At 43.5% G+C, this 24,686-nt stretch carries 20 protein-coding genes and 1 pseudogene; 4 read left to right on the top strand and 17 right to left on the bottom strand.

Going from position 1 to position 24,686, the window contains the following annotated elements; genetic code table 11:
- Nucleotides 1-9: 9 nt before the first annotated feature.
- The 12 genes and pseudogenes from ACPXXB_RS11445 to ACPXXB_RS11500 form a co-directional block, all read right to left on the bottom strand.
- Nucleotides 10-1,053, bottom strand: a complete 1,044-nt coding sequence (locus ACPXXB_RS11445; RefSeq protein ID WP_423907537.1) for a DNA cytosine methyltransferase — start codon at nucleotides 1,051-1,053, stop codon at nucleotides 10-12.
- Nucleotides 1,050-3,398, bottom strand: a complete 2,349-nt coding sequence (locus ACPXXB_RS11450; protein ID WP_423907538.1) for a hypothetical protein — start codon at nucleotides 3,396-3,398, stop codon at nucleotides 1,050-1,052. Before ACPXXB_RS11450 ends, ACPXXB_RS11445 begins: the two co-directional genes overlap by 4 nt.
- A gap of 28 nt (nucleotides 3,399-3,426) precedes the next feature.
- Nucleotides 3,427-3,721 (bottom strand): annotated as a pseudogene (locus ACPXXB_RS11455) (hypothetical protein); the annotation flags it as partial.
- A 25-nt stretch (nucleotides 3,722-3,746) separates the two neighbouring features.
- Nucleotides 3,747-3,878, bottom strand: coding sequence for a hypothetical protein (locus ACPXXB_RS11460; protein ID WP_423907540.1), 132 nt, complete (start codon nucleotides 3,876-3,878; stop codon nucleotides 3,747-3,749).
- 11 nt (nucleotides 3,879-3,889) lie between these two features.
- On the bottom strand, nucleotides 3,890-5,197 hold the full coding sequence (murA, locus tag ACPXXB_RS11465) for a UDP-N-acetylglucosamine 1-carboxyvinyltransferase (RefSeq protein ID WP_423907541.1): 1,308 nt from the start codon (nucleotides 5,195-5,197) through the stop codon (nucleotides 3,890-3,892).
- Nucleotides 5,198-5,518 (bottom strand): non-heme iron oxygenase ferredoxin subunit, encoded by a 321-nt coding sequence (locus tag ACPXXB_RS11470; RefSeq protein WP_423907543.1) that lies wholly within the window; start codon nucleotides 5,516-5,518, stop codon nucleotides 5,198-5,200. It lies immediately after the preceding gene.
- Nucleotides 5,519-5,536: 18 nt separating this feature from the next.
- A complete protein-coding gene (locus ACPXXB_RS11475) occupies nucleotides 5,537-5,995 on the bottom strand; it encodes a DUF59 domain-containing protein (protein WP_423907545.1) in 459 nt (152 codons plus the stop codon).
- Between the two features lie 23 nt (nucleotides 5,996-6,018).
- The gene (gene sufD / locus ACPXXB_RS11480; RefSeq protein ID WP_423907547.1) at nucleotides 6,019-7,338 is read right to left on the bottom strand and encodes a Fe-S cluster assembly protein SufD; all 1,320 of its coding nucleotides are present in this window, start codon (nucleotides 7,336-7,338) and stop codon (nucleotides 6,019-6,021) included.
- Nucleotides 7,328-8,074 (bottom strand): Fe-S cluster assembly ATPase SufC, encoded by a 747-nt coding sequence (gene sufC, locus ACPXXB_RS11485; RefSeq protein ID WP_423907549.1) that lies wholly within the window; start codon nucleotides 8,072-8,074, stop codon nucleotides 7,328-7,330. Before sufC ends, sufD begins: the two co-directional genes overlap by 11 nt.
- Before the next feature lie 61 nt (nucleotides 8,075-8,135).
- On the bottom strand, nucleotides 8,136-9,371 hold the full coding sequence (locus tag ACPXXB_RS11490) for a DNA methyltransferase (protein ID WP_423907550.1): 1,236 nt from the start codon (nucleotides 9,369-9,371) through the stop codon (nucleotides 8,136-8,138).
- Nucleotides 9,372-9,390: 19 nt separating this feature from the next.
- Nucleotides 9,391-10,842: a Fe-S cluster assembly protein SufB gene (gene sufB / locus ACPXXB_RS11495; RefSeq protein ID WP_423907552.1), complete on the bottom strand. Its 1,452-nt coding sequence runs from the start codon at nucleotides 10,840-10,842 to the stop codon at nucleotides 9,391-9,393.
- Between the two features lie 38 nt (nucleotides 10,843-10,880).
- Nucleotides 10,881-11,372: an Rrf2 family transcriptional regulator gene (locus tag ACPXXB_RS11500; RefSeq protein ID WP_423907554.1), complete on the bottom strand. Its 492-nt coding sequence runs from the start codon at nucleotides 11,370-11,372 to the stop codon at nucleotides 10,881-10,883.
- Between the two features lie 489 nt (nucleotides 11,373-11,861).
- On the opposite strand from ACPXXB_RS11500, the gene ACPXXB_RS11505 reads away from it, so the two are divergent.
- From ACPXXB_RS11505 to coaE, 3 genes are all read left to right on the top strand, one after another.
- Nucleotides 11,862-15,716 carry a RecQ family ATP-dependent DNA helicase gene (locus tag ACPXXB_RS11505; protein WP_423907556.1) on the top strand — a complete coding sequence of 1,285 codons (3,855 nt, stop codon included), beginning with the start codon at nucleotides 11,862-11,864 and terminating at the stop codon, nucleotides 15,714-15,716.
- A gap of 48 nt (nucleotides 15,717-15,764) precedes the next feature.
- Nucleotides 15,765-16,757 carry a 3'-5' exonuclease gene (locus ACPXXB_RS11510; RefSeq protein WP_423907557.1) on the top strand — a complete coding sequence of 331 codons (993 nt, stop codon included), beginning with the start codon at nucleotides 15,765-15,767 and terminating at the stop codon, nucleotides 16,755-16,757.
- A gap of 167 nt (nucleotides 16,758-16,924) precedes the next feature.
- Nucleotides 16,925-17,536 (top strand): dephospho-CoA kinase, encoded by a 612-nt coding sequence (coaE, locus tag ACPXXB_RS11515; protein ID WP_423907559.1) that lies wholly within the window; start codon nucleotides 16,925-16,927, stop codon nucleotides 17,534-17,536.
- Nucleotides 17,537-17,544: 8 nt separating this feature from the next.
- Here coaE and ACPXXB_RS11520 read toward each other — a convergent pair whose 3' ends face one another.
- From ACPXXB_RS11520 to secA, 4 genes are all read right to left on the bottom strand, one after another.
- Nucleotides 17,545-17,952 (bottom strand): (deoxy)nucleoside triphosphate pyrophosphohydrolase, encoded by a 408-nt coding sequence (locus ACPXXB_RS11520; protein WP_423907561.1) that lies wholly within the window; start codon nucleotides 17,950-17,952, stop codon nucleotides 17,545-17,547.
- Entirely contained in the window at nucleotides 17,933-19,183 is a 1,251-nt protein-coding gene (argJ, locus tag ACPXXB_RS11525) for a bifunctional glutamate N-acetyltransferase/amino-acid acetyltransferase ArgJ (RefSeq protein WP_423907563.1), read from the bottom strand. The genes ACPXXB_RS11520 and argJ overlap by 20 nt, the downstream gene beginning before the upstream one ends.
- A 58-nt stretch (nucleotides 19,184-19,241) precedes the next feature.
- Complete coding sequence (locus tag ACPXXB_RS11530) at nucleotides 19,242-20,114, bottom strand: dienelactone hydrolase family protein (RefSeq protein WP_423907565.1); 873 nt, start codon at nucleotides 20,112-20,114, stop codon at nucleotides 19,242-19,244.
- A gap of 113 nt (nucleotides 20,115-20,227) precedes the next feature.
- A complete protein-coding gene (secA, locus tag ACPXXB_RS11535) occupies nucleotides 20,228-22,972 on the bottom strand; it encodes a preprotein translocase subunit SecA (protein ID WP_423907567.1) in 2,745 nt (914 codons plus the stop codon).
- A 106-nt stretch (nucleotides 22,973-23,078) separates the two neighbouring features.
- Between secA and ACPXXB_RS11540 the strand changes: the two genes are divergently transcribed.
- A complete protein-coding gene (locus ACPXXB_RS11540; RefSeq protein ID WP_423907568.1) occupies nucleotides 23,079-23,543 on the top strand; it encodes a DciA family protein in 465 nt (154 codons plus the stop codon).
- A 43-nt stretch (nucleotides 23,544-23,586) separates the two neighbouring features.
- Here the strand turns inward: ACPXXB_RS11540 and lpxC are convergent, their stop codons facing one another.
- Nucleotides 23,587-24,498 (bottom strand): UDP-3-O-acyl-N-acetylglucosamine deacetylase, encoded by a 912-nt coding sequence (gene lpxC, locus ACPXXB_RS11545; RefSeq protein ID WP_423907570.1) that lies wholly within the window; start codon nucleotides 24,496-24,498, stop codon nucleotides 23,587-23,589.
- Nucleotides 24,499-24,686: the final 188 nt, after the last annotated feature.

A 24,686-nucleotide genomic window follows, 5' to 3' on the forward strand; every position in this document is an offset into this window, starting at 1 on the left:
AGAATTGTTTCATACTGCACAAATGGACTGTGCTATTCTGTAAGCGAGTTGCGGTGGTACGGCATTGCCTATTAGTTTGGAGGCGGCTGTTGAGCTTTCACACACAAAAATATAGTCTTTTTCGAATGTCTGTAATGTCGCGCCCTCTCTTAGAGACAATCCTCTATCCTCTTCCGGGTGGGTAAAACGGCCGTTGGAAATCCCGTTGAATCTTGTTGTAATGGTCGAAGAAGGTTTATTCCATCTCAACCTTCCGTAAACATCTCTAAAAGAATCATCTTTGCCTTTGTAAGCCTTCAGTTGAAGTTCGGGGTCGTCTTTCCATGCCTTTCTCGTTCCGCCATTTTTGGGGGTCAGTTTAACGCGTCTCAGATTTTTTTCGGATAAAGATGCAACTGTATCCATGAAATCAGTATCATCTATATGCCCGGCTCGAAGGGCGGGAAAACCATTATGGGTTCCGATAAATTCTGCCAGAATCGATTCTTTTTCGGGTTTGGGAAAATTGATCGATTCGTTCATCCTGGAAGCAATCAAAACAAATCTCTTCCTGCTCTGAGGTACCCCATAATCCTTGGCGTTCAAAATATTTTCGGTAATCACATGTCCTTTTTCTTTAAGTTTTTCGCAAAAATTATCAAGTCCGCTTTCCGCTTCTTTTCTTTTCATTCCGGGAACATTTTCTATAATAACATAGCCCGGATTATAGTAATAGACAAAGCGCCAAAAATCTTGAAGTAGCCCCTTGCTTCCTTCAGATGATCTTCTATTGGTATTCAAAACGCTCCAATACTGGCAGGGACTACATCCTATAAAAACTAAAGAATCATCATTGCGTTTAACCCCGCACTTTTTTTCCAGAAACGTACGGGGAAGTTTCTTTATATCTTTCAGAAAAAATCTAGTCTCAGGATGATTTTTCTCATATGTCTCCTTGCAATCTTCATCTATATCTATACCCGCAACAACTTTCACCCCGGCCATCTTCATGCCCTGCGTCATTCCGCCCGCACCGCAGAAAAAATCGACGGCTTTCAACAACTTGGCTGTCATTTGTCACCGCCCAGTCTTTCAATTAGTGTTACCACATGAGCCGCAATTGCGGATGAGGCCAAACGTAAAACCTTGTCTTCGTCATAGTCTTCTTGTCTGCCGGAGTTTTCTTTTTCAGCATCATGGATCAGTTTTTTATACATCGCCAAAGTGAGAATACCAACACCGAATCTAAAACGGTGTCTAATAATCTCCCTTTTATCTTCGTCCCTTTCTCTTAAAACCAGATACAAAAGATATTTGTTGCCTTGGTTCACATATACTGTCAACTCCTCTCCCACAGAAACATGGCCGCCCGATTCTTCTGTATAATTGTAGTTATCCCAATCTTCCATTTTCACCCATACAATGTCAGGAAAATTAAGGGAACGCTCCTTTTTCTTCCTTGTATTGGTTTTATCTCCGCCAGAATTTGTGGTTGTTTTCTCTTCATTGGAAATTTTTATTGTTACATCGAAAAGTAAAGGAGTGGTTCTCTCTGGATTAGAATCATTGAAGCCAAACTGAACAGAAATTTCATCCTTCACTTTGGCATTTTCTGGAGGGCTTACCTTTATGCGAAATTTTCCATTACGCAGAGAACCTGAATTTGGTAGTACATCAGGCATTGGATGCAAAAATTTGCCCTGGTCGGCTTCTCTTATTAAATAGTCGTTTTGAGCATCCGTCTTACATACAATCCATCTGTAAGAATTGATGGGAATACTTTTTACGTCACCTTCCTCCAAGTTTGTTGGCTTTAAATATGTTGGAAACATTTTTCCTTCATATTTGTCCTCGCCTCCGGACGTTTGGACCGGCTCAACGACAATATCCCCAGCATCAAAAAGCTCTTGAAGGTCGAGATTGTTTTTGACAAGATCGGAAAGGAATTCTTTACTGGATTCTTTCTCTATCTGTTCGCTCTGACGACGTTTTTTTATTTCTCGCGCATATTTTCTGAGTTCTCTGTCCTCTCTCAGGGAATCTATAACGATTTCCTTTAATTCTCTCGTCAATTCTATTTGCGCCATTCTTTCCCTGTCCGGCTTAAACACGGCGGAGCGTGCCGTGTTGTCCATGGCATTACAGTCAATTTGAACAAGTAGATGGTTTCTTAGATCATCAAGTTGTGCCTTGCGCAATAAACTTGCTCTTTCCTTGGCTTGGGATTGACCGTTGATCGTGTAAAACATTCTGTAAGAGTAGTTGCGCAAATACTCCTTCATTTTGTCCAAGACAAAATAGGATATGCGAATAGTCCCCAAACTGCTATTTTCGGAATTCTCAGTCACGCCTTCAAAGTCGACTCGGCTTGTTTCGCCTTCTTCATCATCAGATTTAAGCACTGTCTTCATACCGGAAAAAGTTCTTGGGGCTATACCTTCCGCCCTAAGGCCAACTTTTGTGGGCTTGGCATCAAAATCATAAAAACGAAGAGGCAAAGCACAGTCAATCAAACTTGTCGTGAGTGCGTCATACAATCCCAAATCAACATTACGGGAACCGGGGCCTATGTCATATTCATATAGTTTTACAACGCTGCCGCCATCTTTAACAACACCAATGTCCGCCCTGTCGTTGAAAGCTCTAATCTCATCAGCCTCAAAACAGGCAATTTCCCCATTGGGACAGAAATACTCAACTACGGGCAGATCCTCCCCCTTGTGCGGACTCCGTACTCTTATTAGAGTCCATCCCCATAGGCCATCCGAATCGTCCAGGTTTCTCTTCGAGAGAATGAGTTTGTACATTCCACTCCTGATTTCCGCTCGGGTACAAAAAGTTATGGACCCGGTACTACCCATATTAAAACGCCCCTGAACAAATGGAATGCCGTCCTTGTTCTTCTCTCCGAGAGACAGAAAAGTCTTTTCAAAGTCTCCGTGATTTTGACCTTCACCAAAATCAACTATCGTGTAATTTGGGCAAGTGTCCCTTTTGGCTTTTCTTTGAATGCCTATCAAAACACTCTTTTCGGCCAATTTTGTCCTTTGCCCTTGACTTAACAGTGTTAATTTTCCTTCTTGAACTTCGGGGAAAAAGAGCTTAACCGCTTCGCTCATGCTTTGGGGAACCGCTTCGCTCTCCAAATCCAGCCTCTTCTCCTTCGCCTTCCGCATGAGGATTGCGTCAATAGAATTAATAATCAGTTCCGCCAACGCACCGACAGGCTCGCTTGTTTGGACACCTACCCTGTCCCAATTCTTTTCAGCACCGCCGTAGGGTTTCCAATTCTTGTCATCGCTAAACTCGGATCGGCTTTTCAGAATTTCATTGACTTGTTCAGTGGAAAGCGCACGCAGGAAACCCTCCGCCGTTAACTTGGAAATTTGGCTATTGGAAAACTTACCTGAATTAGTCATTGATAAATTTCCATAATGCTTTTAACCCTCACGTAAGGACGATACTATACGCTAAATTCTTAATAAATAAAGAATAAAGTTTCCATAGCCACTCCGCAACCTGCTCCGCATAATAAGTCAAAATCCCGTCGTAGCCGGCACGCTTGAAGCAACCCATCGCTTTCATTACCGCTTTTTTCATTGAGCCAATCGTTTTCCGCCGCCGCTTTGAGCATGGCGTATTCGCCGCTCACTTGGTAGGCGAAGGTTGGCATGCCGAATGCCTGTTTTACCCACCAGATGATGTCGAGGTTTGGCATGCCCGGTTTGACCATCACCATGTCGACGTCTCGTCGCCATTGTCCGGGTCTATCTGAGGGTGTTATTAAACACAATCACATCGCCTCTTTCAGGTTTTAATGTTTCCTGTTTTAGCAATTCCATCAGCATCATCCCCGAAGAACGGCCGCCTGAAAATTTAACAATGTGTGGTTTGTTCATAATAAAATCAATCAGGCTAGATTTTGATTCATGTTTTGATTCATGTTTCGTTCCAGGTAATGACCCGGTACGCGACGAACACTTGCGCCAATTTGTGACAATTTTTCTTCGATGCAATCATAACCACGGTCAATATGATAAATACGATCTATAATGGTGTCGCCCTTGGCAATCAGCCCGGCCAGGACCAAACACGCCGAGGCGCGTAAATCCGTTGCCATAACCGGTGCGCCGTGGAGTCTTTCGACACCCTGAACAATCGCTGTGTTGCCGTCCAATTCAATGTTTGCGCCCATACGTCTCAATTCGTGAACATGCATATAGCGATTTTCAAACACAGTCTCAACCACGGTCGCGGTTCCTTCGGCAATGGCATTGAGCAACACAAACTGCGCCTGCATGTCGGTCGGAAAAGCGGGATAAGGCGCGGTGCGAATGTTGACCGATTTTATCGGGCCCTCTGGCGCCTTGAGGTAAATCCAGTTATCCCCGGTTTCGATATATGCGCCCGCTTCGCGTAACTTGTCCAGCACAGATTCAAGCTGTGCGGGGATGACATTCTTGACTTTTATTTCACCACGAGAAATTGTTGCTGCAACTAAAAAGGTTCCCGCTTCGATTCGGTCGGGTATGACTCGATGTTTCGCGCCGCCAAGTTTTTCAACGCCTTCAATGGTAATTTTGTCCGATCCGGCGCCTTGCACTTTTGCGCCCATCGCATTTAAGCAATCCGCTAGGTCAACAACTTCGGGCTCTCTTGCCGCATTCTCTATGGTTGTTAGCCCCTCTGCGAGGGTCGCTGCCATCATCAAGTTTTCGGTGCCGGTGACAGAGTTTAAATCCATAACTATCCGCGCTCCTTTTAGCCTGCCAGCTTTGGCTTTGATATATCCGCCGTCGATGGTTATTTCAGCGCCTAATGCTTCGAGTCCCTTAATGTGCAAATTCACCGGCCGTGAGCCGATAGCACAGCCGCCCGGCAGTGAAACTTCTGCTTCTCCGAATCGAGCAACCAATGGGCCAAGCACCAGAATTGAGGCGCGCATGGTCCTGACTAATTCATAAGGCGCGACCACGCTGCTCACGCCTGATGCATCCGCTTCAATAGATAATTTTTCATCCACCTGCAGCTTTACCCCCAATTGACCGAGTAGTTCCATGGTGGTGGTGATGTCATGCAGGTGGGGGATGTTACTGATGCCCAGAGTTTGTTCAGTCAGCAAAGAAGCAATCATTAATGGCAATGCGGCATTTTTCGCGCCGGAAATTCGCACCTCGCCCCTCAGCGGCCCCTTGCCAGTTGCTATGAGTTTATCCATTCAATCCCAACGGTCGTCTTTAACCTGCACAACCCCGTTGACAACTTGTAGCGGAAATGTATCAATCGGTTCATATGCAGGGGGTGCAGCAACTTCTCCGGTTTTAATATTAAATTGCGCGCCATGCCGCGGGCATTCAATATTCTCCCCAATCACACAACCGCTGGCAATTTCACTGCCATCGTGGGTACATACATCTTCAAGCGCGTAAAACTCGCCATCAAGGTTGAAAATGACAATCATTGCATCGTCCACTTCAACGACAACGTGTTTTCCGGGTTTTAATTTATCCGCCTTGACGGCGTTAATCCATTCACTCATTTTGGCACTATATCAGGACTATATCAGGCCCAATTCCAAACGCGCCGCCTCGCTGATCAATGCCGGGGTCCAGGGCGGGTCCCACACTAATTCCACGGCAGCGCCTTTAATCCCCGGAACCAAGGCCACGGTTCGTTCAACCATGCCGGGAAAGGTCGCCGCCACCGGACAACCCGGCGCGGTAAGGGTCATATCAATATCCGCAAAGGCATCGTTAATATCCACTTTATAAATCAACCCGAGGTCATAAATATTCACCGGAATCTCAGGATCGTAAACCGTTTTCAATGCCTCGACTACGCGCTCCGCTAACTCATTTTCGGTTGCTGCGGGTAAATCGTCTGTATCGACTGGCGTATCAGTCGGTTGGCCACTCGGTTGGCTACTCGGTTGGACTGGGCCATTATCTGCATTAAACTGTTGCATGATTTCGGTTTTCCTCTTTTCAAGTTGCGGATCAAAATTTACTCGTTTCATGGCTTAATAATTTGTTCAAATAATTAAATTTCGTGAATTAACTGACTGGCCAGGGTTTTTTCTAAAACATCTCGCAAAGGCTCAATATCAATCTGATTCAATACTTCGTTGACAAAAGCATAGGTTAATAATGTACGCGCATCGGCTTCATCGATTCCGCGCGTCCGCAAATAGAACATTGAATCCTCATTGAGTTGCCCAATTGTTGCGCCATGAGAACATTTAACGTCATCGGCGTAAATTTCAAGCTGGGGTTTGGTGTCGATTTCCGCATCCCGGGACAACAGCAAGGTATTGTTAGCTTGATGCGCATCGGTTTTTTGAGCGCCCGAGGCCACTTTTATGCGCCCGTGAAATACCGCTCTGGAGCGTTGCTCCAGCACCCCTTTGTAAAGCTCATTGCTGGTGCAGTTTTCTGCCTGATGAACCATTGTAGTATGGTTGTCAACATGCTGCTTGCCTGACAAACTATATACTCCCAGCATGTCACAATGCGCCCCCGGGCCATTCAAATCAACTCGCAAATCGTTTCTTACCAAGCCGCCGCCCAAGGTAATTGTTCGACAACTAAATCGACTGCCTTCTGCCTGTTTTACCCACACGCCACACACCTGATAAGCAGATGAGGATTGCGTTTGAATAATATAATAATCAATTTCAGCTCGCTGTTCGACAATAATTTCTGTTGTACTATTGCTCAGAGTATGTGCAGTGCTATTCGAAATGTAGCGATCAATAAACTGCGCCCTGCTGTTCTTACCCGCAATAATCAGATTTCTCGGTTGAGAAATTGCCATTTCAGTTTGGCTCAGGAATATCAGCTCAATTGGCTTTTCTATTTGGACGTCTGGTTCAATTTTGATTACCACACCGTCTTCATTCAAGGCGCCATTCAAGGCGGTAAATCCGTGGCTGTTGTTTTTTACAACGCTGCCAAAATATTTCTCCACTAAGCCGGGGGTATTGGTTAGAACTTCGGATAGTGACCGGACAGTAATGTCGCCCTTATTCAGGTCCAGCGTTGATTGCTTTTGATCCAAATGACCATCGACAAATACAATTTGATAACTATCGAGTGCAGGGATTTTGAACCGGGTTAGATCAACGTTGCGGTGCGGCGTGGTAACCACATTGAAGTTTTTACTGGTAATCAATCGCAACGGCGTATAGCGCCAATCTTCGTCGCGCTGAGTTGGAAATCCGATTTTGCTGAATCGCGCCAGATATTTTTTACGCTGGTCATCAAACCAGGCAACATCAATCCCCGGCAAACCTTTGTTAAGTCGCGCAAATTGGTCGATGTAATGCGCGGTGTCGGCTGCGACAAATGTATCAGGCTGCATCTTCAATCCAACTATAACCTTTATTTTCCAACTCCAATGCCAACGATTTATCGCCAGAACGAATAATTCTTCCTTCTGCAAGCACATGCACAAAATCAGGCACTATGTAGTCGAGCAAGCGTTGATAGTGGGTCACCACAATCATGGCGCGATCCTTATTTCTCAATGTATTGATGCCATGCGCCACAATTTTCAACGCATCAATATCCAGCCCGGAATCGGTTTCATCGAGAACGCTTAAATAAGGTTCCAACAACGCCATTTGCAGAATCTCATTGCGTTTTTTCTCGCCGCCGGAAAAGCCTTCATTGATCGAGCGATATAAAAACGCCTCGTTCATTTCCACCAGCGCCGCCTTTTCCTTGATCAGTTTAAGAAACTCAACGGCGTTCAACTCCTCATCGCCGCGATGCTTGCGAATGGCGTTGATGGATGCCTTGAGTAAGTACAGATTCGTAACCCCCGGAATCTCGACCGGATACTGAAAGGCCAGAAAAAGCCCTTCCCGGGCGCGGATTTCCGGCTCCATTTCGAGCAAATCCCAACCCTTATAGGCAACCGACCCGGCGGTGATTTCGTAGTTATCGCGTCCCGCCAGCACGTTGGCCAAGGTGCTTTTGCCGGAGCCGTTGGGGCCCATAATCGCATGCACTTCGCCGGCCGCAACCTCCAGACTGATGCCGTTAAGTATGGCCTTGCCGTCCACGCTGGCGTGGAGTTTTTTAACTGTAAGCATTTATATGACTCAGATTTGATTAAATTATTAAAAGACTTATCATTTTTCAGGGACGACGAGACTAATACATTGGCGTTAAGTTTTTCTGAATTCGCATTCTGTATTGCAGATATTCCATTGGCCTGTCGCCTTTTATGCTGTTGCAATTGCCACAAAGCAATTGGAAATTTTCCATGTAATCGCCACCGCCCTTTGACTTGGGGACAATGTGGTCAAGGTGGAAATTCGGTAAGTCAAACTCTTTTTTACAGCCGTTACATACACCTTCCTGCTCGTCGAAAAGAATCTTTTTAATTTGCGGTTTTTTCAGTTTGGTTTTGACAATATCGGTTCGCATCGGCGGCTTGTCGGTGGCCAAAAAATCTGTAAATACTTCCTTCTTAACATCATCCGATTTCAGCAATCCCTGCGCGGTGGCATCCGTTAATCTATCCCGCACTAAATCCACCGCAACATCGCTCACATCAATGCCAATCCAATTGCGTTGCAATCGATGCGCGGCGACGCAGGTGGTCGCACAACCGCAGAATGGATCCAACACCAAGTCGCCTTCGTTGCTGCTGGCTTTGATGATGCGGTCCAACAACGCCAGCGGTTTTTGCGTGGGGTAGCCGGTGACTTCCGGTTGATTGCCCCTTAATGCGGGTATGTCCCAAATGTCTCTGCAATGCACGTAGCGATAAGTTCCGCCATCGTCGGAAAGAATCTCGATGTTTTTAAATCCATATTTATGCGATAAATACGATTTTTCTTTTTGCAAATTAAATACATACTCTCTCCCCTTGGAGTAAAAGAAAACAACATCGTGTTTTCGCGAGAAATGTCGTTTACTCACCCCGCCCGTTTTATACGCCCAAGCAATTTCATTTCGAAAATTATGCTTGCCAAAAACTTCATCCAACATAATTTTCAGGTAATGGCCGGCAGTCGGGTCGCAATGCAAATATAAACTGCCTGTTTCTTTCAGCACCCGATGCATTTCAATCATCCGCTGTGCCATGAAGGTCAAATACGCCTTCATGGGCAAGCCGTGTATTTCTCCGGCGCTGCCAATAAACCTAAAGAGCCGGGGATATTTATCAAGGAACGCTTCCAAGCGTATGTCAATATCCTCGCTCCAAACCCAAATATCATCGAAACCAGCCTCTTTTTTGCCGGCTGGCGTGCCAATCGGGACGCGATAAATCCGCTTGGAATTAAACGGCGGGTCAAGGTAAATCAAATCCACCGTGCGACTATTCATACCCATAAGGACGGAAAGATTGTCGCCGACATATATTTTATTTTGGCTTTGCATCGTGGTTCTTCCGGCAACGCTATCCAACCGACCCTTCCAAACTAATCCCCAACAGTTTCTGCGCTTCAACCGCAAACTCCATGGGCAATTCCCTGAAAACGTCCTTGCAGAATCCATTCACGATCATGGAGATGGCATCTTCTTCCGACAGGCCACGTTGACGGCAGTAAAATAATTGGTCTTCGCCGATGCGCGAGGTGGTGGCTTCGTGCTCAACCACTGCGGTTGGATTTTTAACCTCCATATAAGGAAAAGTATGGGCTCCGCATTTATCGCCCATCAACAATGAATCGCACTGCGAATAATTACGCGCATTTTCCGCGCCCTTAACCACCTTGACTAATCCGCGATAAGAATTTTGTCCATGACCGGCGGAAATGCCTTTTGAAATAATCGTGCTTTTTGCGTTCTTGCCGATATGCACCATCTTGGTGCCGGTATCCGCTTGCTGATAATTATTGGTCAGCGCCACCGAATAAAATTCGCCGATGGAGTTGTCCCCTTCGAGCAATACGCTGGGGTATTTCCAGGTGATCGCCGAGCCGGTTTCCACTTGAGTCCATGAAATTTTGGCGTTTTCCCCACGGCATGCGCCACGTTTGGTCACAAAGTTATAAATACCGCCCTTGCCGTTTTCATCCCCCGGATACCAGTTCTGTATGGTGGAGTATTTGATCTCGGCGCCGTTCAAGGCGATTAGCTCCACCACCGCCGCATGTAATTGATTTTCATCTCGTTGCGGCGCTGTGCAGCCTTCAAGATAACTCACATAACTATCTTCATCGGCGATGATCAGGGTTCGTTCAAACTGCCCGGTATTCATCGCATTGATTCGAAAGTAGGTTGACAATTCCATTGGGCAACGAACGCCCTTTGGTATATAAACAAATGAGCCTTCGCTGAATACTGCGGAATTTAGCGCGGCATAATAGTTATCGCCCGATGGCACCACAGAACCGAGATATTGCTTCACCAATTCAGGATAATCTTTCAGGGCTTCCGATAACGGACAAAAAATAACCCCTGACTCGGACAGAGTCTTTTTAAATGTTGTGACTACCGACACACTATCAAATACCGCATCCACCGCAACCTTGACCCCGGCCAGCATTTTTTGTTCGTCGAGGGGAATACCCAGCTTTTCGTAGGTCTCGAGCAGCTTCGGATCGACTTCATCCAGGCTGTCCAGCAGCTGTTTCTGCTTGGGCGCGGAATAATAGCTAATTTCCTGAAATTCCACGGGCGGGTAATTCAAATGCGGCCACTCTGGAGATTCCATTTCAAGCCAATGCCGATAGGCGCCTAACCGCCATTCCAGCAAAAATTCCGGCTCCTCTTTTTTGGCGGAGATAATACGAATTACATCTTCGTTTAGCCCGGGAGGCAGCGTATCCGCATCAATATCGGTAATAAAGCCTTCTTTATAGTCTCGCTGAACTAAAGAAGCGATTTCTTGTTCTGTACTGGTCATTTAATTATTCCACGTATTTAAAATGATTCTTGTTTAATTTATGAAGAGATTACGTTGGTCGAACTTTCCAAAATTGGCAAATTCACGAACTGTGAATTGCTGGATTCATCAGTGCGCTGTTGACCGACCCCGCTTTGTCGCATCAACTGGCCCAATCGTATGCCTGCCAAAAACCTATATAATTGATCGCTCAATTCACTCCACAAATCGTGCGACAGGCAGCGCTTGCCATCGTGGCAGTTTTGTGCACCGTCGCATTGGGTGATGTCGAGCGGCTCGTCCACCGCAACCACAATATCGGCCATGCTGATTTGATCAACATCTTTTGCAAGAACATATCCACCCCCCGGTCCACGCGTGCCAGTCACCAAATCAGATTTCCGCATTTTAGAAAACAGCTGTTCGAGATAGGACAGTGAAATCCCTTGATTATCCGATATACTTTTCAACGTAACTGGCCCATTGCGCTGGTTAATTGCCAAATCAATCATTGCAGTAACGGCATATCGGCCTTTGGTTGTCAGATGCATCGAAAATTATCGGTCGGAGCGCATCGGGCAGCAAATTTACAGGGTCTCATCTACAGGGGCTCATCATGGAAAAACAGGAGTATAAACTAAAACCAAGTAATTTAGTAGGTTTTTATGATAGCCTAAGGGGCAGACGGTCTCTTGCCGCTTGTGGCATAGTCGCCCAGTGGAGTTAATCCGCAGCACCAACCGCGAGTTGTCATGACCCATGATTTAATATTGCTACATAATGATAAAGACTTTAGCAAAATAGCAAGCGTTAAATCAGAACTCAAACAACAAGCGGCGCAATAGAACTTAACCACGCGAATTTAATCCAGCACTCAAACGCACATTAAGCGCATTAGCGCCAAAAGCCTTAAAACTCAAGACCTCAGGGTTTCATCCGCAGGCGGTTTTGTAACTACCTATAAAACTGAATTTGAATATATTTTCTACTAAAAAATTAACGATATTTTCTTACAAGTTATTTGAATACTTAGTAAATTAATGAAACTTGAAATCGCATTTTTAGATATTGAGGTTGGCGCCACCAGCAACAAAATAGATGATTTAGGTTATTTGTCTGAAAAATCAGCACTTGAAACGAGTTCTGTAAGTCAAATAAAAGACCGTTGTTTGCGTGAAGGAATTAGGTTTATTTGTGGACACAATTTTATTGAACACGATAAAAAATTTCTGGCAAAAACTAGTTTTAATCCAGTTTTAGAACAGATTAACATTATCGATACTTTGTATCTTTCAATGCTTTTATTTACTACTAAACGCACACACAAACTCGATAAACCATATAAAAACAATCAAATCAATATTGAAAATCAGCCGTTAGGAGATGCTGCTCAAACAAAGGCATTATTTGAATTATTAGATAACGAGTTTGATAAACTATCAGTAAAAAAACAACAAATATTCTATCAATTATTAAAAAATGATAAATATTTTTCAGGTTTTTTTGATTTTAAAAAAGTAGCCAATAAAGAGATTGATATATACGAACAGATAAAAAAGCATATTGTTGTCAACAGTAAAGACTACAAAGAAAATGAAATAAATCATCCAGTAGAGATTGCTTTTATTATTTCTTATTTAATGTCAAATGACAAAGGGGCTATATCATCAATTCTCTTAATCAAATATCCTGAAGTTGTAAAGTTATTAAAGCAACTTACTTTTGATAAAGACAAGGTAAATATTGAAAAATTTACCAAAGATGAATTTGGTGTTGATACTTTCAGGGAGTTTGATAAAAATGAGGTTGATGCTTATCAATTTTCCAGAGATGAACTTGCACTTACCAACCCGACAGAGATTGAAAAAATATCACAAAAGGACATTATAGAAAGTGCGATTGATACCGATTCATTGCTAGCAATATTGCCAACGGGTGGCGGTAAAACCCTTGCTTTTCAAATCCCCGCTTTACTTAAAGCACAAAAATATAAAGGATTGAGTGTCGTTGTTTCCCCGCTTCAAGCCTTAATGAAAAACCAAATAGATAGTTTCAGGCGTAAAAATAATAATTTTACGGTGCTGGCTATTAGTGGATATTTAAGCCCTATTGAACGCATGAACGCCATTACTGAAGTGGAAAATGGGACTGCTGATATTTTGTATTTGGCACCTGAATCATTACGCTCTAATTCTATTTTTAACGCCCTTAAAAAACGCATTATTGAGCGCTTTATTATTGACGAAGCACATTGCTTTTCATCTTGGGGGCATGATTTTAGGCACGATTACTATTTTATTGCCGAGACGATTAAGGAATTGGAACAATCCAGTTTTCAACCCCTTATTCCCGTGTCTTGCTTTACCGCAACAGCAAAGCCAGAGGTTATCAAAGATATAAAAGATTATTTCAAAGAAAAATTAGATATTACACTAAATAAGTTTATTGCCTCTGTTGAGCGTTATAACTTGCAATATAGCGTGATTGAAAGCAAAACAGCAGAGGATAAATACGAACAATTAATTAAAATTTTACTAGAGCGCGACAAAGCGAGCAAAAATCCGACCATTATTTATATTCCTCAAAACGCCAGACAATGCAGAGAACTGAGTGAAAAATTGCAAAATGATGAGCGGCTCACTGAGCTTGATTTGGTCATAGAACCTTTTTATGCCAAACTTGATGATGACAAGGAAGAGGGCAGAAGAGATAAAAACGCCAGAGGAAAATTTGAAATATTAGCGGATTTTATTGACAATAAAATTGATATTGTCATTGCAACCACTGCTTTTGGGATGGGGATTGATAAGGCGGATATTCAAACCATTATCCATTATCAGCAATCGGATAGTTTGGAGTCTTATTTGCAAGAGTCGGGTCGTGGGGCGCGCGATGAAAATTTAATCGCCAAATGTATTGTCTTATATTCAAAAGAAGATTTTGATCGCTCGTTTACGCAGCTTAACCGCTCAAAAGTTGATATTGCCGAGATTAAAAGAATTGTCAAGGCGCTCAAAGGTTATGGAAACGACAAACTTAATTTATCGCCAAAAGACATTTCCAGAAAAATAGGGGTGGATACAGAAGACAGCAAAATTGATTATGACCTGATTATTAAAACTGCACTGTTGGAATTAGAACAACACAATATTATTAAACGCGGTAGAGATGGTTATAAAATATTTGCAACTTCGCTTGAAAAACAAGAGCAGAAAAACATGTCTTTTGTGCATGAAGTGTTAGACCCTAAACAACAGCAAGAACCCTATATTGAGCTATATAAAGATATGATCTTGGTGATGCAAAATGTTATCCAACGGTCTAAATTAGACGCGATTGAAGTTGATGATTTGTCAGATATTGTTGGTGTGGGAAAACCAAGAATTTTTGATGTGCTATATCAGTTGCAAAAAGACGGATTATTGAAATTTAATAATGACATTAGCCTCCATATTAAAAAATCAGTTCAAAAAGAGTTTGGGGATCATTTTGAGATGGAACAGAAGATATTTGACGGAATAAAAAATACTCCGGTTTACGAGAAAAGCATCAATTTACGAAGCCTGAATGATGAGAATAGCAATGATGTAATATTATTTAAGCAAATTATTCAAAGTTGGGGGCATTTATCAAGACTTAAAAACAATATTTTTACCGCACGATTTAAAAACGATTTTTGCTTGTTTGAATTACAAGATGAACAAAAACTAGATAAACTCGTAAAAGCCAGAAAAGAATTATCACTGTTTATTATTGAGCAATTACTGAACATATTAGGCACAGACATAGCCAAAGAGATTGAATTTTCCAGCAATAAAATAAAAGTGGATTATCACTCACCAACACTGACCATAGAGGCGTTTCATCATACTTTTGTTTATTTGCACGATATGTTGAAAAGTTTTGAATTGCGTCGGGGTCGGTTGATTTATCATCACACCCTTAAATTGGATTTACAAAAAAAGATAAGGGAGAGAATGCCTTACCAAAACAGCCATTATGATAGTGGATTAAAGCATTATTATGAGCGAAAAATCGAAGCCATTCATATTCAAATTGCATTTTTAGAACGGTTACTAGCACAAGGTTGGCATGACACAAAAGACTTTGTCAAAAATTATTTTTCGATGGAATACGGCGCGTTTAAACAAATTTATCATTTTAATGAAAAAGAGATAAAACGACCCGTTACTAAAGAGAAATATCAACAAATATTAGAAAACCTAAACGCTGAACAAAAACAAATTTTTAACGATACTTCTTCGCAAGCCATTATGGTTTTAGCCGGTCCAGGTAGCGGTAAAACCAAAACTTTAGTGCATAAAATTGCTTCGTTAATTACGATTGAGAACAACAAGGCAGAATATTTTTTGATGCTCGCGCATTCAAGGGTTGCGGTTGCAGATTTTAGAGACAAACTCAAAAAACTCATTGGCAACCAAGTTTATACGGTGCGTATTCATACTTTTCATTCTTTTGCTTGCTCCCTATTAGGAAAAAATATTAGTGATGCTAATGAGTTACAAAACGTGCTACAAACAACCGCCCAAATGCTCAATAACAATAAAATAACGATGCCGTTTATTAGTATGTTGGTCGTGGATGAATATCAGGATGTTGGCAAGCAAAGTTATGAATTTATTAAAGCTATTTACACCAATATGGGCGTGAGCAAGACTGATAAAAAAATTATTGCGGTGGGCGATGATGACCAATGTATTAAAAACTATGGTGGTGATAAGGCTGACATTAAATATATCAAAGAATTTAAGCAATATTTTGGCAAAGACATCGCAGACTCGAGTAAATTTTCATCCTATCAGTTGCTAAATAATTATCGAAGTGGGGCTAATATTGTTGATTTTTTTACCCAATTTAGCAGTGTTATCGACTAACGCTTAAAGACCGATAAATTAGTAGCACATAGACAACAGCAGGGAAAAGTGAGTTTAATTCGTTATCAAAATAGTGATTATTACACCAATATACTCAATAGTGTCAAAGCCAATACTTCTAATAATATTGCCATCTTAGCAAGAAAAAATAAGGAGGTTTTATCAATCTATTCCATGCTAGTTTCAGACAATATAAAAGCGCGTTATATTGCGGATAATAATAGTTTTAGATTGGGTAATTTAGTTGAATTAACAGATGTTTTACAAAACTGGCGGGAGACAGAAGACTTTGAAAAAAGCAGAAATAATTCAGACACTATTTATGGAAAATCAAACAATAACGCATTAAAAAATGCGGTGCTTGATAAATTTGAAGATGAGTATCAAGCGGAAATTAAAAAAAGCCAGCAGCATTTTATTGGCGTATTTGAGCAGTATTTACATAAAATCACTTTTGATGAATTTGAACTTGGCAAGAGTAAAGTTACTGTCTCCACCATACACAAAGCCAAAGGAAAAGAGTGGGATGAAGTTTATATATGTGCACAAGATGACTTCATAAGCACCAACCCACAACAGGCGCAATACGATAAACGCTTAGCTTATGTTGCCATTACTCGAGCAAAAAACAGCCTTTATATTCATTCTAAAATAACACTATTTGATGGTTTTATCGATTATTTTGATGAGCACAATATCTGCAATACTCAATTTGAACCGCTTAAAACTATTGTCCTGTTAATGGGTTTGGATGATATAGTATTGACCTATTCATACTCTCAAGAAGGCATTGCAAAAAGTTCTCCTCTGGCTGGCGAAGTTGTGGATGTCATTGACAAACAACAATATATAACTATTGCTAAAGATAATAATCAAATTGCTTCATTGTCACAAAAAATGATTGAAAAGATACGGGATGAAAATGGCTACAGGTTAAACAATAAGGCGGAAATTGAAAATGTAGTTGAATGGGTGAATAAAGAGGATGGCAAAAAATACAAACAGGTATTATGTAAAATTTATTTGTCAAAAGAACATTAATTGAGGCAACTCTTATCGTATTTGCACCATAAATAGAATATTCTATTATTTAGTAGATGAAAAATGCCAATAGTGAAAGAACTGCATGGAGGTCGGTGTGAATATCCCCACTTTAACGGATACTTTTGGGTGTTAGGAAATGTCGCCTCGCAAATCGTTGTACTGTAATGGCGGCAAGGGTCGGACTCACCGGCGGCATTGGCAGCGGCAAAACCACCGTTGCCAGCTGCTTTGCCGGGCTTGGCGTTCAGGTTATTGACGCCGACCAGATTGGGCGGGACATTACCGAACCCGGAAGCGCACAATCCGAACAAATCCTCGCTCAAATCATGGAACACTTTGGGCGCGCAATAATGGATTCCCAAGGCCGCCTCAAGCGTAAACGACTCGGCCAGATGGTCTTCAATTCCCCGCAAAAAAGGAAACTGCTCGAGTCCATTCTGCACCCGCCAATCTTGGACAAAATGTTGGCGCAATGCCGGCAAAGCAAATCGCCCTACTGCATACTTGAAATTCCACTGCTCATCGAAAGCGGGCAGCATGAATTAATGGGTCGCGTCGTAGTGGTCACCTGTAATCCCGAAACACGAACAAGTCGGTTACAGCAGCATCGAAAGATGAGTGTGGATGAAATTAACCGCGTTTTGGACACACAATTGAGCGATCAGGATAGATTAGCCAAGGCAGATGATGTCATTGTTAATGACTCAACTATCGCCGCGCTTAAACAGCAAGTAAATATCTTGCACGAAAATTATTGGTCAATGTTCGGGGCTTAAGATTCCAATCATAACAACTTAACCACATCCAAAATGGGGTGCACTGCTTCAAGCACATCCATTTCCAGGATTTCTTCAATGCTCTTCCAACCAAAATTTTGCTGCTCCAGATTTATTATCTGTTGGTCGAAATTGTCTGCCAAATAAACATCCAGCCATACATTTGCATGGTCGTAGTCATAGGCGATTTGGGTTAACGGAATTATGTTTTTTATGGAAACGCCTAACTCCTCATTCAGTTCTCGAATCAAAGCCTGTTGCGGCGATTCATTTTTCTCGACCTTGCCGCCGGGAAATTCCCACTGCCCGGCGCACGGTTTTCCGGGCAGTCTTTGCTGAACTAAAAGCTGTCCCTGAGGGTTTCGCAGCACACCCACTACAACATATAGTCGAGAGTCAGGAGCGGTAATCGGCATTAATACGGATATAGCCGTGAGTTAAATCGCAAGTCCATACCGTGGCTGCACCGCCACCTATGCCGACATCAACAGCAATGAAAATCTCATTATCTTTTAAATGTTTGGCAACCCCTGCTTCATCGTAACCCTCTATGACCTGCCCATTTTCAGTAATTAGCATGCCACCGATATTTATTTTTAAATTATCTCGGGCAGCCTGTTCACCAGATTTCCCCACCGCCATCACTATCCTGCCCCAATTCGCGTCTTCACCGGCGATGGCGGTTTTGACCAAAGGCGAATTGGCGATGGATTTGGCGATTACTTTTGCCGCTCGGTCGGATTCCGCTCCGCTAACCGTGATTTCGATCAATTTCGTTGCGCCCTCGCCGTCGCGCACAACTTGCTTGGCCAAATCCAGCATAATTGTTTGCAGCGCTTTTTTGAATTCAACCAATGATTCATCTGCAATGTCCTGTTCAATATCCCCTTTAATTTCCGTGCTCAGCTCATTGGCTGCCTTGCCTGTGGCAAACAGCAAACAGGTATCGCTGGTCGAAGTATCACTATCGACGGTTATGGCATTAAATGACTGCTGATTCGCGTCCACAAGCATTCGTTGAAGCAATGGCGAGGGAATTTTAGCATCGGTAAATATAAATGCCAGCATGGTCGCCATATCGGGTTCGATCATACCGGAGCCTTTGGCAAATCCATTGAGGCTAACCACGACATCGCCAATCGTGGTTTGAGCGCTTGCGCCTTTAGGAAATGTATCGGTTGTGGTAATCGCTTGCGCCGCATCCTGCCAATTGTTCGCGTGCAATTTATCCGCCAGTTTTGGTATGGCATTGACTATGCGATCAATCGGTAGCGGCTCACCAATCACGCCGGTAGAAGCAACAAATACATTATCCGTTTTGCAGTCAATACTACTCGCCACAGCCGCGCACGTATCCTGGCAATGTTGCTCTCCGATTTTTCCGGTAAACGCATTGGCATTTCCGGAGTTCACAATCAGCGCAGCCGCTTGGCCACTTTCAAGATGATCTCGGCACAGCAGAATCGGCGCACCGGCCGTGGATGATTTGGTAAAAACGCCTGCCACTGTAGTGCCTGGGCAAAAACTTGCAAGCATCAGATCATTGCGATTCTGATATTTAATGCCAGCCGCGGTGGCCGCCAGCCGCACCCCGTTTATCGGCGCGAGCGCGGGAAAAGCTATCGGCGCAAGCGGCGACCTTTTCACGGCGCTCGACTCTCGCTGATAAGCCAACCTTTCATTCTTACCATCCGCTTTGTGGCAATTAGTTTATGTTTTGTTTCAAAAATCTAATGACTATCTTTTTTGCTTTCTTGCTTCCAAGCAATCTATGTTTATACCTTAAATATCCATCTGTAAAAACTATGGATTTACTGCCATTTGATTTGTTCATAAATCTCCCACAATCACCTTTTAGCTGACGGCTTTGAAACCAGGGATCATCTTTTGCAACGAGGCTTAAAACTGGTTCATTATCTGGCGCATTAAGACCGTGGTATGAATGCCAGCCAGCATGACATGTCCATCCTTCGACAATTCTGGCCTTTACGGACATATCCTCATCTTTTGATGAAAAGGTGGCTGTTGTTATTCCGCCTTCACTTAACCCCATTAAAAAAACATTTTCACTATCAACCCAATCCAACATTTTTGCCTTAGCAATCGCATACCCGGCATCATTTTGCCTCATTTTCAAAGTCGGCTGGTATAGCCCTCCTTTATGAGTGCTTGGCTCGCAGGATTTTGGATATTTCTTTCGAGCGAAACTCGCCGGAGCGATTACTGCATACCCATTTTTCGCTAAAAAATTGATCGTGTGAAGTGTGCCCTCCCAAATGCCTGTGCAACCGTGCATATAAATCACTGTCGGGTAAGTTCCTTTAATGGCGGTATTACTGGATGTTAATTTACTTATTGTTGTCCTGATAAATCTAGTCGATCCTGTTTTCGGAATTCTTACCAATGCTGCCTGCCATGTTCTATCCATTTCCAAAGAATCAGCCCAGTCTCTTGGGTGCATTTTAAGCCAGTGCGTAAAACTTCTGGTGCTGTTGCCTAATCCGCTTATACCTGTACCGCAACCTGTTGCCAACGCAACCATTACGATAAAAATATAACGCATGATGATTTTATTCATATCTTATCTCCTGTGTCTTTCTTAATGCAGGTTGTTTTCGGGGACTTGCATTCTAGCCCATTCATTTTTCAATTATCCCTGCTCGGCGCAGAAGGAAGTAATGAGACCACACATCAGAGTTTGCCGTGGCATTGCTTGAACTTTTTCCCGGAACCACAGGGACAGGGCTCATTCCTTCCAATCTTTTTGCCGTCTCTGACAAACGGCTGTTCTACTGATTCATTAACCGGTTGATGCGCGGATTGCCTAGCGGATTGCCTTCCGGGTTGCTCGCCCCCCGCGGTTGCCTCATTGTGAATGTATTTCACAGACTGCTCGCGCGCTTGTTGTGCGCGCAACCTTTGTTCCATTTCCAGCATTTCATCCTGTGACGGCACGTGCACCTTGGCGAGAACAGAAATAACCTCGAATTTCATCGACTCAAGTAATGCGGTGAACATTTCAAACGCTTCGCGTTTGTATTCCTGTTTCGGGTTTTTCTGCGCATATCCGCGCAAACCAATTCCCTGGCGCAAATAATCCATATTTGCGAGATGCTCTTTCCACTGACCATCCAGAACCTTGAGCATGACCTGTTTCTCGAAATGACGCATACTATCGCTGCCAACCCGCTCCTCCTTAGCCTGAGTCATATCCACTATGCTGTGCAAAATTTTCTTTCGAAGCGTTTCCTGATGAAGCGAATCGTCTTCATCGAGCCATTTGCGAATTTCCAAAGCGATCCCGAATTCGCTTTCAATTTCCTTCTCCAACTGCTCAACCTCCCATTGCTCCTCCAGCGTTTGCGGGGAAATAGACCGATCTATAACCGTGTTGACAACTTCTTCCCGGTTATCCACTACGTACTCTGAAATATCCTCGGTTTCCATCAACAGGTTGCGCTGTTCGTAAATTATCTTGCGTTGCTCATTGGCGACATCATCATATTCCAATAGTTGCTTTCGCATATCAAAGTTATGGCCTTCCACTTTTTTCTGGGCATTTTCGATCGCACGAGTAACCCACGAATGTTCAATGGCTTCACCCTCCTCCATGCCCAGTTTTTCCATCAGCCCGGCAATTTTTTGCGAACCGAAAATTCGCATTAAACTATCTTCGAGTGACAAAAAGAATCGGCTGGATCCGGGGTCGCCCTGGCGGCCGCATCTTCCTCGCAACTGATTATCCACCCGCCTGGATTCGTTTCGCTCAGTGCCCAGTACGTGCAAACCTCCCGCATCAATCACTTGCTGATGCCTTTTGTCCCACTGCTCGCGCGCCTCCCGCTTTTTATCGTCATGTGGAATTGCATTCAGTTCAATTTCCAAATTTCCGCCGAGCACGATATCCGTTCCACGGCCTGCCATATTGGTTGCAATGGTAATGTTGCCCGGGCGCCCAGCTTCAGCAATGATTTTAGCTTCGCTACCGTGATGTTTGGCATTTAAAACCTGGTGTTCAATACCTTTCTTTCCCAGGATTTGTGACAAATGCTCTGAAGTTTCAATGGAAGCGGTTCCGACCAGAACCGGTTGACTACGGGCACGGCACTCTTCTATACCCTCACAAATGGCGGCATATTTTTCATTCGCTGTGCGATACACCAGATCCGCGGAATCGTCTCGCCACATCTCTTTATTAGTCGGGATAATAACCACTTCAAGGTCGTAAATTTGTAAAAACTCCGGCGCCTCGGTATCCGCCGTGCCGGTCATTCCGGCTAATTTGTCGTACAAACGAAAATAATTTTGAAAAGTAATCGAGGCTAATGTTTGGCTCTCCTGTTGAATAGCCACCCCTTCCTTGGCTTCAATCGCTTGATGCAATCCTTCCGACCACCTGCGACCCGGCATCATACGCCCGGTGAACTCATCAATAATGACGATGGCATTGTCTCTTACAATGTAATCCACATCCTTGTTAAATAAATTGATGGCGCGCAACGCTGAATTGAGATGATGCATCAGGCTGATATTCGCGACCTCGTATAAACTACTGCCCGATTCGAGCAAACCTGCTCGGGTCAGTAGTTTCTCGGCATGTTCATGCCCTTCTTCAGTTAACGTAACTTGCCTTGATTTTTCATCAACCGAGAAATCCCCAGGTAAATATTCTGAGCCTTCAGGTTGTTCTTGTTTAACCAGATTGGGGACGATTATATTGATCTTGTTATACAAATCCGTGCTTTCTTCCGCTGGCCCGGAAATTATTAGCGGCGTTCGAGCTTCATCAATTAAGATGGAATCCACTTCATCGATAATGCCAAATCCTAAGCCGTTCTGAAATCGGTCTTGCCCGGAAAATGCCATGTTATCCCTTAAATAATCGAATCCAAACTCATTGTTGGTGCCATAGACAATATCGCTTTGATAGGCTGTTTTCTTTGCCTCTCGATCCTGGCCTGACAGAATTACACCCACGGTTAAACCAAGAAACGAATAAATTTCCCCCATCCACTCGGCATCACGTTGCGCCAAATAGTCATTGACAGTGACGATATGGACCGGGCTGCCGGAAACGGCATTGAGATATGCGGGGAGAGTGGCTACCAGGGTCTTGCCTTCACCGGTTTTCATCTCAGTAATTTTTCCTTCATTCAATACGATGCCGCCAATCATTTGAACGTCGAAATGACGTAATCCCAAGGTGCGCACCGAGGCTTCCCGTACCACCGCAAATGTTTCTGCTAACAATTCGTCTTTATCAGCACCCTTAGCAAAACGCGCCTTGAATTCAATCGTCTTGGCTGCCAGTTCATCGTTACTGAGATCTTGCAAACCGCTTTCAAGGGCATTGATCTGGTTGACCGTTTTGCCCAGTTTTTTGAGAAGACGCTGGTTTCGGTCGCCAAAAAAAATTTTCAGTACATCCTGAAACATATAAAAAGTGCTATTATCTAGTTCGGGTTGCTTTGGGTCTGTTGCGTGCCAGTTGTGGCAGGATTATGCCAGAGTCGTTAACTTGCTATAAGACCGTTATCAAATAATGAAAGAGTTTAAATCCATCGCCGGGATGATTAAAAACAGTTTACCCATTAGTAAAGACCCGCCTGTCGTGGAACACTTGCAACAATCTCTTATCGACTATTGGCGAGAGCAAGTCGGCATTGCAGCTCCTCATACCCGCCCTTTGTTATTTCAATCCGGTCGATTGGTGGTATTTTGTGATTCCGCAGCGTGGGCCACCCAAATCCGTCACCAGAAGCCTTCTCTGTCACGGCAATTGAATGATAATAATTTCAAAATTTCTGATATAAACATAAAAATACGTCCTGCATCCTCGTTTCGACCGCTAGCTAATCATTCCAGGAAAAAGATCAATCCAATATCAAAAGACAATGCAAATGCCATTTGCGACCTTGCCACAAAGATCGGGCATAGTGAATTAAGGAAATCCCTGTTGCAACTTTCAAAAAGATGCCGCACGAAAACCAATGGGCGGCCATCCTGAAAAGAGCGAATTGACGGGTTGCCCCAGATTGAAAATATCCGGGCTATACGGTTGCTACAGTGCTGGCAAAGGCGATTGGCACTTGCGTTTCGTCCTCGTAAGACACCAATTCCCAGGCCGATTCGTTGGCAAGCAGTTGACGCAGTAATTTATTATTTAATGCGTGTCCGGATTTATGCGCACTAAACTCACCAATCAAAGGATGCCCAAGCAAATAAAGGTCGCCGATCGCATCGAGCACTTTGTGTTTAACAAATTCATCTTCATAACGTAAACCATCGTCATTCAAAATATGGAACGAATCCATCACAATCGCATTGTCGACACTTCCGCCTTGTGCCAGCCCGGCATTACGCAACGCTTCCAAGTCATCCATAAAACCAAATGTCCTGGCGCGACTGACTTCCTTCACGAATGAAGTGGTCGAAAAATCCACCGACGCAATCTGGGTGGAGCTTTTCAAAATAGGATGATCAAAATCAATTATAAATGAAACTTTAAATCCGTTAAACGGCTCAAACTTAACCCACTTGTCGTCCTCTTTCACCAAAAGTGGTTTTGTGATTCGTATAAATTGCTTGAGTTTTTCCTGTTCAAGAATGCCTGCGGACTGTAGCAAGAAAACAAATGGCCCGGCACTGCCATCCATTATTGGCACTTCCGGCGCACTCACCTTGACGTAGGCATTATCGATACCCAAACCCGCAAAAGCAGACATCAAATGCTCGACTGTGGAAATTTTTACGCCATCCACTTCCAATGTTGTGGATAGCCGAGTGTCGCTGACGTTTTCCGGGCGGGCCGAAACGGTGACCACTGGGTCAAGATCAACACGTTGGAAAATAATCCCGGTATCGACCGCGGCCGGGCGGAGGGTTAGATATACTTTTTCACCGGTATGAAGACCAACTCCCGTGGCACGAATAATGTTCTTCAGGGTTCGTTGCCGAATCATTTAGAGTTCATTCCGGTTTAAATATCGATTCAACTGGTCAACGGGGGAAGGCGAAGTCGCTCTTGTGGCAAAGGGGCGAATACTACACCAAAACTATTTGATAAATGGCTTTATTAAATTTTTTTAATATTCCCCCCACTTCATACCCCCTGCTGTCTTGCACACGATTGAAATGACTTATTACAACT

Source organism: Candidatus Spongiihabitans sp., assembly GCF_965237845.1.
Lineage (GTDB): Bacteria > Pseudomonadota > Gammaproteobacteria > Arenicellales > Poriferihabitantaceae > Spongiihabitans.

Coding starts and splice junctions, on each gene's coding strand:
- sufD (WP_423907547.1), bottom strand. CDS start 7,338: ATGCAGCCTGATACATTTGTCGCAGCCGACACCGCGCATTACATCGAC.
- secA (WP_423907567.1), bottom strand. CDS start 22,972: ATGTTTCAGGATGTACTGAAAATTTTTTTTGGCGACCGAAACCAGCGT.
- ACPXXB_RS11470 (WP_423907543.1), bottom strand. CDS start 5,518: ATGAGTGAATGGATTAACGCCGTCAAGGCGGATAAATTAAAACCCGGA.
- lpxC (WP_423907570.1), bottom strand. CDS start 24,498: ATGATTCGGCAACGAACCCTGAAGAACATTATTCGTGCCACGGGAGTT.
- sufC (WP_423907549.1), bottom strand. CDS start 8,074: ATGCTTACAGTTAAAAAACTCCACGCCAGCGTGGACGGCAAGGCCATA.
- ACPXXB_RS11475 (WP_423907545.1), bottom strand. CDS start 5,995: ATGAAACGAGTAAATTTTGATCCGCAACTTGAAAAGAGGAAAACCGAA.
- ACPXXB_RS11460 (WP_423907540.1), bottom strand. CDS start 3,878: ATGAACAAACCACACATTGTTAAATTTTCAGGCGGCCGTTCTTCGGGG.
- ACPXXB_RS11505 (WP_423907556.1), top strand. CDS start 11,862: ATGAAACTTGAAATCGCATTTTTAGATATTGAGGTTGGCGCCACCAGC.
- ACPXXB_RS11500 (WP_423907554.1), bottom strand. CDS start 11,372: ATGCATCTGACAACCAAAGGCCGATATGCCGTTACTGCAATGATTGAT.
- sufB (WP_423907552.1), bottom strand. CDS start 10,842: ATGACCAGTACAGAACAAGAAATCGCTTCTTTAGTTCAGCGAGACTAT.
- coaE (WP_423907559.1), top strand. CDS start 16,925: ATGGCGGCAAGGGTCGGACTCACCGGCGGCATTGGCAGCGGCAAAACC.
- ACPXXB_RS11445 (WP_423907537.1), bottom strand. CDS start 1,053: ATGACAGCCAAGTTGTTGAAAGCCGTCGATTTTTTCTGCGGTGCGGGC.
- murA (WP_423907541.1), bottom strand. CDS start 5,197: ATGGATAAACTCATAGCAACTGGCAAGGGGCCGCTGAGGGGCGAGGTG.
- ACPXXB_RS11520 (WP_423907561.1), bottom strand. CDS start 17,952: ATGCCGATTACCGCTCCTGACTCTCGACTATATGTTGTAGTGGGTGTG.
- ACPXXB_RS11540 (WP_423907568.1), top strand. CDS start 23,079: ATGAAAGAGTTTAAATCCATCGCCGGGATGATTAAAAACAGTTTACCC.
- ACPXXB_RS11450 (WP_423907538.1), bottom strand. CDS start 3,398: ATGACTAATTCAGGTAAGTTTTCCAATAGCCAAATTTCCAAGTTAACG.
- ACPXXB_RS11530 (WP_423907565.1), bottom strand. CDS start 20,114: ATGAATAAAATCATCATGCGTTATATTTTTATCGTAATGGTTGCGTTG.
- ACPXXB_RS11490 (WP_423907550.1), bottom strand. CDS start 9,371: ATGCAAAGCCAAAATAAAATATATGTCGGCGACAATCTTTCCGTCCTT.